Origin of the sequence: Providencia sp. PROV122, from assembly GCF_028482365.1 — a bacterium.
In the GTDB taxonomy this organism is placed as follows: domain Bacteria; phylum Pseudomonadota; class Gammaproteobacteria; order Enterobacterales; family Enterobacteriaceae; genus Providencia; species Providencia stuartii.
The window spans coordinates 307,038-320,610 of the sequence record NZ_JAMPQI010000004.1 but is presented as its reverse complement, the minus strand read 5'-3'; the positions used below and the strand labels follow the sequence as shown (position 1 = coordinate 320,610).

Sequence of the window (13,573 nt, the reverse complement as noted above, 5' to 3'; positions counted from 1 at the left end):
GAATAGCTAGAAAGCCTTAGTAATAAAATTTGTGCGCGCGCAAAAAAGGAATTAATCTGTTAATGCTGAGCGTTTTCAATCAGGTCAATTATGAATGAATCCTTAATGAATAGGAATGATATTTTTTACTGATTAATGAAACTATGTTTATGAAAAGAGTATTTTACTGAATGAAAACTTTATCTCTTTGTTATATGCCTTTTATTTAAAATAATGCCTATTAATTATTCAGTATGGTTCAATAAAGTTATCATGGTAAAAGAAGCTTTTATTAGAACACTTATATAAAGTGAATAGATTTATGCCTGACAAATATGAATGGTGGGAGCCAATTTTGCGTTGGCTACAATATTATCTTCCGCTTATTGGCGGATTTTCTATTGCAACAACGATTGCCTATATTCGTGAACGACGCGAAGGGATGCTTTGGAAACAATCTTTATTGGAAGCGTTGATGTGTGGTTTGCTGAGTGTGGGCACAATCCGGTTTATTGAATGGTGGTTAGCACAAAATGGCAATACCGAGTCTTGGAGCTTATTAGCCGAATTTTGTGGTGTTGTGATCGGTTTTTTAGGAACAAAAAAACTCTATGGCATCTTTGAGATGATCATCCAATTTATTAAAAATCGATTTGGAGTTTAATGATGAATCAATTTTTTCTTAGCCAGCGTAGTGAACAAAACTTACGGGGTGTTCATCCTGATTTAGTCAAAGTGGTGCGCCGAGCGATCAAATTGAGCCGTGTTGATTTCATGGTTATTGAAGGAAAACGCAATGAAGCTCGCCAACGGCAATTAGTGGCTAATGGACAAAGTCAAACGATGAATAGTCGGCACCTAACAGGGCATGCCGTCGACTGCGCTCCATTAATTCACCGTCAAATTCCATGGAATGATTGGTCTAAGTTCGAGCTGGTTGCTCGAGCAATGAAAAAGGCCGCGGCGGAATTAAACGTGGAAATTGAATGGGGAGGTGACTGGGTTAATTTTAAAGACGGACCACATTTTCAATTGTCATACCGCGCTTACCCTCTATGACATCGCTAACCAAGGTATTTACGGCAACCAGCCTGGTCCTAGCTTTTTGGTTGTGGTGGGTAATGCGTGATTATGACAAGTTAAATCGCCAATATATGTCACTGAATCATCAAATGGCAGCGCAACAGGCTTTATTTAATGGGTATTTAAAATTTTCAGCACAACTCAATAAAATTACCAAAAATCATCTTAACCAACGAAATGAGGTGGATCTTAGTTCTGAACAAACCAAAGAAGTTATTAAAAAGAGGCTTTCTGACACTATTTGTGCCACTCATCGTGTGCCTAGTGATGCTACTGTCCAGTTGCACAAACATTCAGAAAGAATACGTTCCACAGCCGCAAATGGCGATCCCAGCTTATTTACTCGATGATTGTTTACCCCCGATTATTCCTCTCGAATTAACTTGGGGTGATTCGCTTCTACTGAATGAGACATTATTAACTATTATCGAACAATGTAATTTAGATAAGCAAGCCATCAGAGTGATTGAACAACAACGCCATGCCCTCTTTTTCAAGTAAGCGTTTATTACATCTTTAACTAATTGAATAGCAGATAAAACAACCGACTATCACCGATAGCGCGGAAGATTGTCTATGCCTAATTATTGGGAATTCACATGGAAACAACAACGCTTTCACGGCTCAACCTAGATAAATTGCGCCAAATTATCGTGCTGCTCACACGACTACCGGAAGAACGCGTTCTTGATGGCAGTGTTTATACCGATGTATCGAAATGGGATGACTTTATCACTGTCACGCCATTGGTATCTCATTCTATCGGTACGGAAGTTAAATTCGAAGCAGAAAACAGTAGAGAAGTGGTGACGACGACACGGGAAACCACGGTTTCGATTACCGCACAAGGTAAGCAGGCGTTCTTATTGATTGAAGACTTAGCCGCGCAAATGCACACATACCTTGCTTTGCAACAACTTAAAGCCATGGGGGCGGGATTAGTTCACGGATCAGAAATTCAATATTTCCCCGAGGAGGAGCCTGAAGGAAAGCAACAAAGAGCACAGCTCAATTTAACACTATCACATATTCATCGTATCGAATCATCACTGACTTATGGTGAATCGGTCGTTATAACCACGCTAAAGGAACCATTATGAGTTTATCTATTAAAGAGATCATTAATGCACAAATTTTACCCCAAGCGGCAGCCGTGCAACGTCGTGATCTAAGTATGATTGCGATTTTTACGTCTGAAATGGGCAATGCGTTTGTTGATGCATCTTCGCGTTATGTATTTGTTTCTAATGAACAAGATGTTGCTAATTTATTTGGTACAAAATCGTCAACCTATAAAGCAGCACAAGCACTGTTTTCTGCGCGCCCTAAATTGAAGCGTGCGATGATCGCGCGTTTTGCGAAAGAGAAACAGACAATTGCCGCAACCGCGAATGCGCTAAAAGGCTCAACGATTTCTGTTGGACTGAATGTATTAAAGGCGATTACTGATGGTGCAATGACTTTGAACCTTGCGGGCTCTGATATTTTACTGTCGGCCCTCGACTTTAGTAAAGCTATTGATTTTTCAGACATTGCAAAAGTTATTAATCAAAAGCTACCTAGTGATGCCAACGTACAAGCGGTGTGGGATGCCATCGGTAAGCGCATGATCATTCAATCGAAAACGGCAGGAGTAGATGCAAAAACGCGTTTCGGTTATGTGAAGCCATCCACTAGCGGTACTTATGTGGGTAATTTACTCAAATTGGAAGAAGGCCAAGCTACGCTAACGGTGGGAGCCGCCGCACAAACTGTTAATGCTGAGCTACCTTCCGAAGCCTTGCATAAACTACAAAATGTCTATCAAAACTGGTATGGCGTCTATTTCGCAGACTCTCTCACCGATGAACAGCTTGATGATGCTCATGCATGGGTGACCGCGGCTGACTTAAAAGTTATGGCCTATACCGCGACGCGTGATGAGCAGATTGAGTGGAACAACAGTAACATACTGAAAAAGCTGTTTGATAAAAACAGTGGTCGGTTGATGGTGCAATTCAACAAAACGGGAGATAACCATGCCGGTGCTGAGTTGTTGGCGATTGCCGTTTCAACGGTTTGGCAAGGACAGAACACCGCAAAAACTGTCAAATTTAAGCAACAAACGTCGGTACGCTCTGACGATCGCGTGACTCAAGATGCGGCACAAAAATGCCGTCGTTTGGGGATCAATTTTTATACCGATTATGACGGTATCAATATGTTAGCTGAAGGCACGATGCTCGGCGGCACATTTATTGATGAAGTGATGGGGCTGGATGCGTTTATCGATGCGTGCCAAAAACAAGCCTTCACGACTTTACAAGCAAGCCCTACAAAAATTCCTCAAACCGATAAAGGCCAAGCGATGCTAATTGGCTCCTTGATTGTCATTGGCAACGAATTTAAACGCAATGGCTTCTTAGCAGGGGGGATCTGGCGTGGCAGTGATATTGGCGAGGTGACTTTTGGTGACCGCTTAGATGAAGGTTTTTATTTTTACTCGGATAGCTTTGATGTTCAGTCACAAGCGGATCGAGAAGCACGCAAAATGATGCCGATTATGTGTGCAATCAAGCTCGCGGGAGCGGGTCATTCAGCAGATTTATTAATTCAATTCAACCGCTAAGAGGTCACTATGTCTGTTTATAATCACAAAAGTCTTATGGTTAGTATCAATGGTTATGAAATCACAGCCTTTGATGAATCTGCAGATGCGCTATCAATTGCTCCTGTAGGCGATGATGGTGCTTGGACGTTCGGCGCTAATGGGCGTGGGGTTTATGTTTTTAGTGGTAACCAGTCGGGAATATTAACACTGAAGTTACTGCAACACTCTGCAGATAATCATTTTTTATCGAATCTACGTAATCAAATGCTCAGCAGCCAATCTGCTCCCGCACCGCTTGAATTGTATATCAAGGATACGTGGAACGGTGATGAGATTGTGGGGCATGTTGGCTTTTTCACAACACCGCCGACGCAAACTCGTGGGGCTGGCCATAATGCGCAGTCATGGGTGATCCAATTTGAACGTGTGATCACTAAATTGGGTAAAGGAGCCTTTAACTGATGGAAAAAGATAACATCACTTATGAGCATCGTCATAGCAACTTTATCGAAGCGAAAACCCATGCCATGAAGCTATTGGGGATGCTAAAAGGTTGCATTGCAATGAATGGTGAACAGGTTGATATCGATGTGGGGGGCGTACTTGCCAATATTGGCTCCACAGAAATGCAAGGTGTCGAAAAATTCATCTTAAAATGGGTGATAGCAAAAGATGCCGATGGCAATGTTATTCAGCTTGATAAAGTGGATGTGTTTAATACCCATTTTAATACTTATCGTTCCCATTATTATCCACTTATTGTTAATGGCCTAGTCTTTCATTTTGCTGATTTTTTGCCCGATGGAGTCGCATCCAAGGTAAATATGCCCAGTTTGGTCAATCTGACGGCATAACAGATGTAGATTGGTTAAAAATGCTGCCCATTATGGAAGGCAAATATACCGGTCATGATCTTAGAACGACAGCAACGCTCGGCGATGTGCTTGATTTTCATGAGGCCTATGTCGAGCGTTTGTTGTCTCAGCAGAGGGCAGAAGATGGGAATCGAACAACTTCTAACCATTATCGGTCTTAATGAAGAGCAAGTGGTTAAACTAAAAGGTGTCGTCACTGCCCTCGGCGCGGCGGCGACTTCAACGGCAACAGTTATTGGCCAATTAGGTGAGAAATTAAGTAATGCGGGTTTAACGATTGATAATTTGAAAGCAGTGGTTTCTGGTCTCGTGACGGCTATTGATTTTATGTCGAATAAATTCTTTAGCTTTATTGGTGGCGCGGTAGCAGGGGCGAGAGAGCTCTCTCAGGAAAAAAGTGTGTTATTTACCATTTCTGAGAAAGAATTACAGCAAGCTGATGAATATCAATCAGTCACGAAGAAAACTAGCTTATCAATAGAGTCAATAAAAACGAAACTCGTACTAGGGCTACTCCCTAACTTAACGGAGGTGATTAATCGCTTTAATGAATGGCTAGATGCGAATAAGACACTGATATCAGAGGGATTAACTCAGCTGGTCGTGTGGGGGAGTAAAGGCATACAAGCGATAGGGAATGCGGGTCGTGCCATTAATCTCTTAGTCGAAAAAACCATAGGGTGGAAAGCGGCAATCATTGGCGTTATAGCGGTGTTAGCGGCCTTTAAAAAAGCCGCTTTAATAGCCTTTGCCGCGAACCCTGTCATGTGGGTTGCGGCTGCGGTGGCTGGACTGATGGTGCTGCTCGGGGATCTCATGGCTTATCTAGACGGTGGTGAGTCACAATTTAGTGAGTTTTGGGCGCCAGCCATTGAATGGATACAGTCAGTATTAGCTTGGTGGAATACTTTTTATGCTGAAAATAAACTGATTTTCGATGGCATTGCTCAAGCATGGGCGCTCACTATCGATAGTGCTGTGATGATTTTCCGTGGCTTCTTTAAATATATAGGTAATGCCTTAAAGCTACTCTTTGGCTTATTCAGTGGTAATACGGCGATGATGGGGGAAGCATGGGAGGGCATGACCGAGGGATTGAAGGAGATTTGGGCAGGATTTGAACACTACTTTCATGGTTTTGCCACTGCATTTTTAGCATTATGGCAAGTGCTTATCCAAGGGGTTATTCAGGCTTGGGATGTCATTAAAAATGCAGCGAAAATGGCTTTTGAATGGGTATTGAGTGTTGCAAAAACCTTTATTGATGGTTTAAGTACAGTATTTTTTGCGATTATCGATTACCTATTGGCACCATTTCAGTCAGCGTTTGATTTGATACAATCGTTATATGAAATATTCACCGACGATTCAACGTCATGGACGAAAAAACTTAATTTAGCATTTGCCGCAATTCAGGAATTCTTAACCGCACCATTTAAAGCGGGATGGGAATTTATTAGAAATCTTTTTGATCTCAGTGATACCGATATTGGCAAGTTTATTCATGATCTTGCGAATACGTTTAATGGGGTGACTGAATTAATTAAAAAGCCTTTCGAGTTGGCATTTAATTGGGTAAACCAAAAGCTTGATGAGTTGACATCGGGTATTATTTCAATATTAAAAGCACTGGGTGTTATTGACGATAAATATCAAAGTGAAAAAAAATTAGTACAAATCTCAAATCTTGCTGGCGGCTTAATTAAGCAAAACCTAGCTGATCCCAATTTATCTAATGTCACAACTAGCAATCATAAGAGCATTGTTGTTAACCAAGGGGATGTTAATGTGAAACAAGATATTCATACCATGGATAGCCGACAAGCGGGTGTATTGGCGGTAGAGGGGATCAATCAATATGTTAATGAGATTGCATACCATTCCTTAAAGAGTGCGAATGCTGATTAACCCGCCGTTTTAAAGAATGAGTTGGGTTCAATTCAACTGATAAGGTCACTTAATGTGGCCTTTTTTATTTAGGCAATAGATTATGGATATTACAAGCGGAATATTTACTGGTCGAGCGTCTGTTATTACAAGAACGATTGGTCAGTTTGAACTTGATTGTACGATCCGCGAGACTCATACCTCTGCATTAAGGATCACAAAAAACCCCGTTGAATCGGGGGCTGATATTGCTGATCACGCATTTCTTGAGCCGAAATCACTGAGTATTACGGGAACGGTAGTGGGCTATGAACCTGCGAAATATTTTAATGATTTTTTAGGGTTCGATACCGAGGCTATGGGGGAATACCCTCTGCCGTTAGAAATATCGTCATCAATACGGCAAGCGGAAGCGATGCTGGGGCAATATATAATGATAGGACGGGTGTTAGCCAATAAAGTGCAGAAGGTGATTGCACCTTGGTATCCGGATGTATTGAAACCTTTTGCTGATAGTTCGCAGACATTAGATCGTGCTGGTCGTGCTTATGAATCATTATTGGCAATACAAAAAATGGGGGAGCCGATTGATGTACAAACAGGGCTTCGTTTGTACAAGAATATGATGTTAACCAGTATTGGCGCGACACAGGATAAGCCTGGGGCGGTTGAATTTAGTTTAAATTTAGAGGAAGTGTTTATTGTCGAGAGTCAGACGGTAAAAGGATTACACCCTGATTTAAAACAACAACCTCAAAAAAGTAATATGGGAAGAACTCAGCCTGAGGCCAAATCTGCCCATACTTTCCGTGAAACATTAGGGGGACGTTCATGATTTATGAAATACCCGTATCTAACGAGCCGATCCAAGAGCAATTATTTACCTTATTTGGTAAGGCCTTAAAGCTAACTTTGTACTACAACAAAATTTCAAAAAATTGGCAGTTTGATTTATTCGACATCAATGAGAATAAAGTTATTACACAAATGCAAGGATTAGCTGTTAATGCTCCTTCATTAATAGAGAAAAATCTCCCCTTTATTTTGACGTTAAGTGATAAATCACGTTTTGGTATTAATTCAATATCACAAAGTGAATTAGGTGAAAGGCTTTTGCTCTATATTGTTGATAAAGGATTTTGGTATGAAACAATTAGGCAGACAACTTAAGCTTGTTATTGGTAATGATGATGAATCTTTCGAAATAACACAATTACGCGTCACGTTTGATATCAAAAAAACATTAACACCAGAGCCTAACCCTGCTGTTATCCGTATTTACAACCTTAATGCGTCACATCGAAACTTATTAACCAGCAAGGTATTTAATCGGGCAGCACTTTCGGTTGGTTATGAAGAGCTGCAACTAATTTATGCAGGGGATATTATTGAGGTTAAGGTAACTGAAAGTGCGGAAGATATTATTTGTGAATTAATTTGTGGCGATGGATTTAAGGCTTATACCTGTACGTTAGTTAATAAAACATTATCTTCGGGTAATCGCGATCGTGATATTTTAACAGAAAATGCGCAGGCGATGGATATTGATATTGGTGTTATAGAGTTGCCAAATGATCGTCAACTTCCGCGTGCAAAAGTGATGTTTGGTGATGCAAGGGAATTACTGCATAAAATCGCGAAAAATAACCAGTCAGATTGGTCTATTCAGGATGGGCAACTCATGTTATTGCCAAAACAAAAGGTGATAACGGATAACGAAAGTTTTGTTTTATCGCAAGAAACGGGGCTAATTGGTAAACCCGAAAAAAGTGAAGATGGCTTGACGATAACCTGTTTATGTCATCCTACATTAAAAATTGGTGCCCTCATTCGGCTTCAATCCATTACATCTGAATTTAATGGTGACTATAAAATTACGCAGCTAAGTCATACGGGCGATTTTATGGAGAGGGATTGGTATAGCAGGCTCGTTTGTGTTGATGGTACGTTTGATAAGGTGAAACAATGAAACAGCCAACACTTCTTGATGTGATGAATCAACACGCTCAGAACCAGCGCTACGATATTCATACTGCGTTGCCTGGTAAATTACTGTCTTGCAATGGGCATAGTGCGACGGTTGAATTAATGATCAGCCATGTCACTAAAGAGGGAAAAGTGATTGCGTTGCCGCCGTTAGTTGATGTTCCGGTTGGATTTTATCGGGGAGGTGGTTTCTGTGTCACAGTGCCTGTACGTGAGGGGGATGAGGGGCTGGTGATTTTTGCCGAGCGTTGCATTGACGGCTGGTATGTTTCCGGTAAACAGTCGCAACCGCTTGATCACCGTTTTCATGACCTATCCGATGCCTTCTTTTTACCTCAAGGTAGTAGTCAACCCAATAAAATTCCTAATTATTCGAGTGATTCACTATCGCTACAAACGGATGATGGCTCGACGTTTATTCGTATGCAGTCGGGAAAGATCATGATTAAAGGCGATATTGAACACCAAGGTAATTATCAGTTAACAGGTAATGCGTTGATTAAAGGTAACCATTCAGTGAATGGTAATAGTGAATCATCCGGCGGCACACTTAAACATAATGGCAAAAATATTGGCGATACCCACACGCACAGCGGAGTGCAAACGGGAGGAGGCAATACAGGAGGTCCTAACTAATGAAAGTACGTCTGCTTGATGATAACCATGATTGGTGTTTTGGGCGAGGGAGAGCAGATTACAACATTCGCTCGGAAGCTATCGCACAATCGGTGCTAACTCGCCTATTGTCATTGAAACAGGATTGGTTTCTTAATCGCGAACATGGCATTAAATGGTTCGATTATTTACGCAAAAACCCTAATTTGATAGCGATGGAGGCTGAAATAAAAGCGAGTGTATTAAATACGCAAGGGGTTGAGCAAATTACCGAATTTGATATTCAACTCAATCCTGATACAAGGTTGATGGCGATATCAGTCACTTATATTGATATTTACGGCCATAAAAAAGAGGTAATGACAGATGCTCCAAATTACTGAAACGGGCATAGTGATTGATAAGCTGACTGACGTTCACCAACGCTTAACGGAAGGGTTTAAACGTATCTATGGGGATGACATTAATCTGGATGCGGATAGCCCTGACGGCCAAATGATCGGCCTATTTTCTCAAGAGATAGATAATATTAATCAAGCAATTGCCCTGATAGCGCAGATGCTTGACCCCTATAAGGCCATTGGATCATGGCTAGAACAACGCGCAATGTATGCCGGCATTGTTCGCCGAGGGGCCGATTACAGTTATCTCAATGAGGTGGTGATCACAGGTAAACAGGGCGTTACCGTACATAAAGGAAGCTTATTGTCTGATGATAATCGCACCAAGTGGGTCACATTGGCGGATGTCACGTTAGGGAGTAACGGCTCCGCAAGAGTGGATCTACGAAGTCAGGAGCTTGGCGCTTTTTCGTTGCCAGCAAATCGCCCCTTAACCATGGACACGGTGACCATTGGGGTTGATAGCATCACAACCACAAAAGCGGCAAAAGAGGGCGCTTTTGAGGAAACGGATGGCAATTTGTTATTACGTTTTATGCGTTCGCATGCCATCAATAATCATGATGATTATCAAGGACTAGAAGGCGCTCTGCTTGATTTACCGGATGTAAAACAAGCTAAGGTCTACGAAAACTACACCAATCAAACGGATGAAAAAGGCATTCCACCGCACACATTAAATGCCGTTGTTATTGGTGGCCATGATAATGATATTGGGCGAACGATTTTAAGTAAGAAAGTGGGCGGGTGTGGGGTATTTGGGCGTATCAGTAATACACAAACGTATGCTGGCGCACCGCGAACCGTCTATTTTGATCGCGCCGCTTTGGTGAATGTTAAAGTCAAATTACTACTTGAACGAGTGGGAGGCTTCCATGATATCGATACCGATGCCATTAAAGCCGCGTTAGCCGCCACTGAATTTGATATTGGTGAATCGGTTTATGCGATGCGTTTAACTTGCCAAGTAAATGCAGTACAAGGCTTTTACATTAAATCAATTACCGTAAATGGGCGCGATGCTGTTTCAATAGGGGTTCGCCAATGCGCACAAATCAGGCCAGAAGATGTGGAGGTGCTGATTGAGTAAACCACGCGAAGACTTTTTGATTTGGCAGTACCGAGGAAAACCTAAAGCCCGACAAACCGTCGGGCTTTTGCTTTCTGAAACAAAGCAACTCTTTGAATCGGTCATTACGTTATCGACCATTTTAAATATCGACACTGCTACGGGGTATGGACTCGATTTAATCGGCAAACATGTCGGTCTTCATCGGGTCATGAAGTCATTGGTGCCGAAAGACTATTTTGGCTTTCGGGGGATTGAAGGCGCGCTAGGCTTCAATATTGGGGCCTTTTATCGTTATGGTGATTCACTCAAAGGATCATCGGTATTGGGGGATGATGATTACCGCTTTTTTATCAAAGCCAAGATCATTAAAAATTACCAAAAACCCGATATCGCCAATATTACCTATTCCTTACGTCACTTATTGGGGGAACAAGCCTTTATTATCGACAATTATGATATGTCGATGAATGTGGTTATCCCTGCCAATTATTTAACACCGTTTCGGATCCATGCCATCAAAGATCTCGATATTTTATCGAGGCCTATAGGGGTTAATTATCAATATCTCGTTATTACCGATGCACACCCATTTGGTTGGGTGGGGGATCAATCGGCATTTGGTTTTAACGATGGAAAATTCACGAGGTTAATGAATGTCAGTCATTAAAAAGCCAGACTTAAAAATATTCGCGCAAGATGCGAAAACGGGGGAAATTGAAACATTCCCAGATGTATTGCGTGGGTGGGGGATTACTTTAGACAAAACCGCTGGCAAGCCGCCATTGGAATGGTTTAACGCCATAGGTAAGCGTGTTGATGAGTGGTTGATGTATCTTACTCAACGTGGTGTCGCGGAGTGGGATGCGGCGCTATCTTACCCGAAAACGGCCATCGTTCAGTGGAATGGGGTTATCTATGTTTCCAATAAAGAAACGAAAGGGGAGCAACCGGATAAATCGCAAGCTGCATGGTCTACGCTGGGTGTGTTTTTGGGGTTGGGTAATTATTACACTAAAACAGATACGGACACTAAATTTCAACTTAAAGGTAATTATGCACTAAAAGGGGAAAGCTACACTAAAGTTGAATCGGATACTCGATTCCAACCTAAAGGTAATTACCTCCCGTCAGGCTACAGTTATTCAAAATCAGAGTCTGATACTAAGTATCAACCAAAGGGGAATTATGCCCCAGCGGGAGACTATGCAACAAATACGGCGCTAAAAAATGGGTTAAATGGAAAGTTTGATAAAACTGGGGGAAATATTGAAGGGCTTACGCGAGTAAAAAATACACTAGATGCAAATATGGTTCAAGTAACAGGAAAAGATGATGCATATATGCAACTTGACATGTCTGTAGCTAATGTTGCAAGAATCAATTCAAAAAGAGCAGGAAAGCAATGGTGTAATCATATTTTACCCGATGTCAGCGGAACGATAATGCAGGTTGGTGATTATGGATGGGGTGGAAAAGGGGCTGTAATTAATCTAGATGAGAAGTCCTATGTTTCATTTTTAAAGGGATTAAATACAGAGTCTCAAATATTTAGGAACTCTGCTACTACATCAAAATATCATTATCAGCATGGTGTAGCGATATACGGAAAGTCTCATGACACATATACTGTAATTTCAGCAGACTATGTAGGAAAGGGTGTTATTGCTATTGGTGGCAATTCAAATACTTTTTATGAATATAATTTATATAGTGATAGAAACACAACAAAAGACCACAACGGAAATTTAAAAGTTTCAGGTTCATCATCTGAATTAAGTGATTACCCCGTGGGAGCACCTATCCCTTGGCCTCAAGCCACGGCTCCTAGCGGATATTTAATCTGCAATGGTCAGACATTTAATAAAACGACTTACCCCTTGCTTGCTAAAGCTTATCCATCTGGCGTATTACCTGATTTACGCGGTGAGTTTATTCGCGGCCTTGACGCTGGGCGGAATATTGATAACGGGCGAGTAGTTTTATCTGCTCAAACTGATGCAATTCAAAATATTAAAGGAGAAATTTCAATTTCTTCTGAAAAAACACCATCAAGTGGTTCGAGCGGAGCTTTTACATCAATAACAGCAAATGGAACAGTTGTCACATCATCATTTGTAACACGACAAATTCAAAAATTCAGCTTTGACGCTTCAAATAGCGCAAGAACAGCAAATGAAACTCGCCCCCGTAACATTGCATTTTTATATATCGTGAGAGCAGCATAATGAGCAAATATAATTTAGATATTATTACTGGTGTAATTGGCCAAGATGGTTACGTGTCAAACAATGGCTGGCTAAAAACGTATTACATCAATGAAGCAACGCGCGAGTATATCGGCGCGACAATGGAGTATGTCACGATTGGCGGTGGTTTACCTGCCGGCGCTTATTTAGACGCACCGGAATTACCCGAAAAGCCTGACGTTGCAATTATACGAAGTGCTGATGAACAATCGTGGTTGCATGTTGCTGACCATCGAGGGAAAACGGCTTACAACACAGAGACCCGTCAGCCTGTTGAAGTCGATTTTATGGGCGATTTACCTGAAACACTCACACTCTTAGAGCCAAAAACAGAATTTGATAAGTGGAACGGTAAAAAATGGGTCACTGACACAGAAGCCCAAAAAGCCGCATTAATCGCGCAGGCTGAACAGGAGAAATCACAACGACTGGATGAAGCAAATAATATGCTGACTTATCTGCAAGACTCCATCGATACAGGACTGGCAACCGATGAAGAAGCCGCAGCGCTGCAAGCGTGGAAAAAATACCGCGTTTTACTAAATCGTGTTGATACTTCTTTAGCACCTAATATTGAGTGGCCGGAAAAACCGTAATTTTTACTTATCCATAGCCGCTTTATGAAAAGCGGCTATTTTAAAATGCATCGGCTATTCTATTTCATAAAAAGCCTTGTTATGTCCGTTTAGTCACATTGAGAGAAGCAGCTTTATTCCTAATATAGGCATTCCGATAAATTATTTTTTATTTATGCGGAGTGTAATGACATGGTAGTGAAAGCCACTGATAACCCCTTTAAACAAGAATAAACTGGACTTTTTATCAAATACACACTAAAT

Annotated in this window: 18 protein-coding genes; all 18 read left to right on the top strand. The window is 41.4% G+C overall.

Translation table 11 applies throughout. The features are described from left to right. Positions 1-301: 301 nt before the first annotated feature. The 18 genes from PSE69_RS04720 to PSE69_RS04640 all read left to right on the top strand — a co-directional run bounded on the left by PSE69_RS04720 (position 302) and on the right by PSE69_RS04640 (position 13,330). Complete coding sequence (locus tag PSE69_RS04720; RefSeq protein WP_014656238.1) at positions 302-643, top strand: phage holin family protein; 342 nt, start codon at positions 302-304, stop codon at positions 641-643. Beyond that, complete coding sequence (locus tag PSE69_RS04715; RefSeq protein WP_004921025.1) at positions 643-1,038, top strand: M15 family metallopeptidase; 396 nt, start codon at positions 643-645, stop codon at positions 1,036-1,038. Before PSE69_RS04720 ends, PSE69_RS04715 begins: the two co-directional genes overlap by 1 nt. A 62-nt stretch (positions 1,039-1,100) precedes the next feature. Further along, a complete protein-coding gene (locus tag PSE69_RS04710) occupies positions 1,101-1,412 on the top strand; it encodes a hypothetical protein (protein ID WP_014656237.1) in 312 nt (103 codons plus the stop codon). Next, positions 1,330-1,563: an Rz1-like lysis system protein LysC gene (gene lysC, locus PSE69_RS19840; RefSeq protein ID WP_282551551.1), complete on the top strand. Its 234-nt coding sequence runs from the start codon at positions 1,330-1,332 to the stop codon at positions 1,561-1,563. The genes PSE69_RS04710 and lysC overlap by 83 nt, the downstream gene beginning before the upstream one ends. Before the next feature lie 98 nt (positions 1,564-1,661). Beyond that, positions 1,662-2,162 (top strand): phage neck terminator protein, encoded by a 501-nt coding sequence (locus tag PSE69_RS04705; protein WP_014656235.1) that lies wholly within the window; start codon positions 1,662-1,664, stop codon positions 2,160-2,162. Next, positions 2,159-3,670, top strand: coding sequence for a DUF3383 domain-containing protein (locus PSE69_RS04700; RefSeq protein WP_004921017.1), 1,512 nt, complete (start codon positions 2,159-2,161; stop codon positions 3,668-3,670). Before PSE69_RS04705 ends, PSE69_RS04700 begins: the two co-directional genes overlap by 4 nt. A 9-nt stretch (positions 3,671-3,679) precedes the next feature. Next, positions 3,680-4,114: a phage protein gene (locus tag PSE69_RS04695; RefSeq protein WP_004921015.1), complete on the top strand. Its 435-nt coding sequence runs from the start codon at positions 3,680-3,682 to the stop codon at positions 4,112-4,114. Beyond that, a complete protein-coding gene (locus tag PSE69_RS04690; protein ID WP_014656233.1) occupies positions 4,114-4,506 on the top strand; it encodes a phage tail assembly chaperone in 393 nt (130 codons plus the stop codon). The genes PSE69_RS04695 and PSE69_RS04690 overlap by 1 nt, the downstream gene beginning before the upstream one ends. Positions 4,507-4,650: 144 nt before the next feature. Then, positions 4,651-6,435: a hypothetical protein gene (locus tag PSE69_RS04685; protein ID WP_121874917.1), complete on the top strand. Its 1,785-nt coding sequence runs from the start codon at positions 4,651-4,653 to the stop codon at positions 6,433-6,435. Positions 6,436-6,517: 82 nt separating this feature from the next. After that, positions 6,518-7,249, top strand: a complete 732-nt coding sequence (locus PSE69_RS04680; RefSeq protein ID WP_121874916.1) for a phage baseplate protein — start codon at positions 6,518-6,520, stop codon at positions 7,247-7,249. After that, positions 7,246-7,584, top strand: a complete 339-nt coding sequence (locus tag PSE69_RS04675; protein WP_036940883.1) for a phage baseplate plug family protein — start codon at positions 7,246-7,248, stop codon at positions 7,582-7,584. Before PSE69_RS04680 ends, PSE69_RS04675 begins: the two co-directional genes overlap by 4 nt. Next, a complete protein-coding gene (locus PSE69_RS04670) occupies positions 7,559-8,383 on the top strand; it encodes a phage protein (RefSeq protein ID WP_004921005.1) in 825 nt (274 codons plus the stop codon). The genes PSE69_RS04675 and PSE69_RS04670 overlap by 26 nt, the downstream gene beginning before the upstream one ends. After that, positions 8,380-9,036 carry a Gp138 family membrane-puncturing spike protein gene (locus tag PSE69_RS04665; protein ID WP_014656228.1) on the top strand — a complete coding sequence of 219 codons (657 nt, stop codon included), beginning with the start codon at positions 8,380-8,382 and terminating at the stop codon, positions 9,034-9,036. Before PSE69_RS04670 ends, PSE69_RS04665 begins: the two co-directional genes overlap by 4 nt. Continuing rightward, the gene (locus tag PSE69_RS04660; RefSeq protein ID WP_121874915.1) at positions 9,036-9,398 is read left to right on the top strand and encodes a hypothetical protein; all 363 of its coding nucleotides are present in this window, start codon (positions 9,036-9,038) and stop codon (positions 9,396-9,398) included. Before PSE69_RS04665 ends, PSE69_RS04660 begins: the two co-directional genes overlap by 1 nt. After that, positions 9,382-10,506: a baseplate J/gp47 family protein gene (locus tag PSE69_RS04655; protein WP_004920993.1), complete on the top strand. Its 1,125-nt coding sequence runs from the start codon at positions 9,382-9,384 to the stop codon at positions 10,504-10,506. The genes PSE69_RS04660 and PSE69_RS04655 overlap by 17 nt, the downstream gene beginning before the upstream one ends. Further along, positions 10,499-11,155, top strand: coding sequence for a DUF2612 domain-containing protein (locus PSE69_RS04650; protein WP_004920991.1), 657 nt, complete (start codon positions 10,499-10,501; stop codon positions 11,153-11,155). The genes PSE69_RS04655 and PSE69_RS04650 overlap by 8 nt, the downstream gene beginning before the upstream one ends. Beyond that, a complete protein-coding gene (locus PSE69_RS04645; RefSeq protein WP_121874914.1) occupies positions 11,142-12,713 on the top strand; it encodes a tail fiber protein in 1,572 nt (523 codons plus the stop codon). Before PSE69_RS04650 ends, PSE69_RS04645 begins: the two co-directional genes overlap by 14 nt. Next, on the top strand, positions 12,713-13,330 hold the full coding sequence (locus tag PSE69_RS04640; protein ID WP_121874913.1) for a tail fiber assembly protein: 618 nt from the start codon (positions 12,713-12,715) through the stop codon (positions 13,328-13,330). The genes PSE69_RS04645 and PSE69_RS04640 overlap by 1 nt, the downstream gene beginning before the upstream one ends. Positions 13,331-13,573: the final 243 nt, after the last annotated feature.

Bases quoted from the DNA above. Each gene is read 5' to 3' on its own strand.
- PSE69_RS04710 (WP_014656237.1), top strand. From the start codon at position 1,101: ATGCGTGATTATGACAAGTTAAATCGCCAATATATGTCACTGAATCAT.
- PSE69_RS04720 (WP_014656238.1), top strand. From the start codon at position 302: ATGCCTGACAAATATGAATGGTGGGAGCCAATTTTGCGTTGGCTACAA.
- PSE69_RS04645 (WP_121874914.1), top strand. From the start codon at position 11,142: ATGTCAGTCATTAAAAAGCCAGACTTAAAAATATTCGCGCAAGATGCG.
- PSE69_RS04700 (WP_004921017.1), top strand. From the start codon at position 2,159: ATGAGTTTATCTATTAAAGAGATCATTAATGCACAAATTTTACCCCAA.
- PSE69_RS04670 (WP_004921005.1), top strand. From the start codon at position 7,559: ATGAAACAATTAGGCAGACAACTTAAGCTTGTTATTGGTAATGATGAT.
- PSE69_RS04690 (WP_014656233.1), top strand. From the start codon at position 4,114: ATGGAAAAAGATAACATCACTTATGAGCATCGTCATAGCAACTTTATC.
- PSE69_RS04685 (WP_121874917.1), top strand. From the start codon at position 4,651: ATGGGAATCGAACAACTTCTAACCATTATCGGTCTTAATGAAGAGCAA.
- PSE69_RS04660 (WP_121874915.1), top strand. From the start codon at position 9,036: ATGAAAGTACGTCTGCTTGATGATAACCATGATTGGTGTTTTGGGCGA.
- PSE69_RS04705 (WP_014656235.1), top strand. From the start codon at position 1,662: ATGGAAACAACAACGCTTTCACGGCTCAACCTAGATAAATTGCGCCAA.
- PSE69_RS04715 (WP_004921025.1), top strand. From the start codon at position 643: ATGATGAATCAATTTTTTCTTAGCCAGCGTAGTGAACAAAACTTACGG.
- PSE69_RS04665 (WP_014656228.1), top strand. From the start codon at position 8,380: ATGAAACAGCCAACACTTCTTGATGTGATGAATCAACACGCTCAGAAC.
- lysC (WP_282551551.1), top strand. From the start codon at position 1,330: ATGCTACTGTCCAGTTGCACAAACATTCAGAAAGAATACGTTCCACAG.
- PSE69_RS04675 (WP_036940883.1), top strand. From the start codon at position 7,246: ATGATTTATGAAATACCCGTATCTAACGAGCCGATCCAAGAGCAATTA.
- PSE69_RS04640 (WP_121874913.1), top strand. From the start codon at position 12,713: ATGAGCAAATATAATTTAGATATTATTACTGGTGTAATTGGCCAAGAT.
- PSE69_RS04695 (WP_004921015.1), top strand. From the start codon at position 3,680: ATGTCTGTTTATAATCACAAAAGTCTTATGGTTAGTATCAATGGTTAT.
- PSE69_RS04655 (WP_004920993.1), top strand. From the start codon at position 9,382: ATGCTCCAAATTACTGAAACGGGCATAGTGATTGATAAGCTGACTGAC.
- PSE69_RS04680 (WP_121874916.1), top strand. From the start codon at position 6,518: ATGGATATTACAAGCGGAATATTTACTGGTCGAGCGTCTGTTATTACA.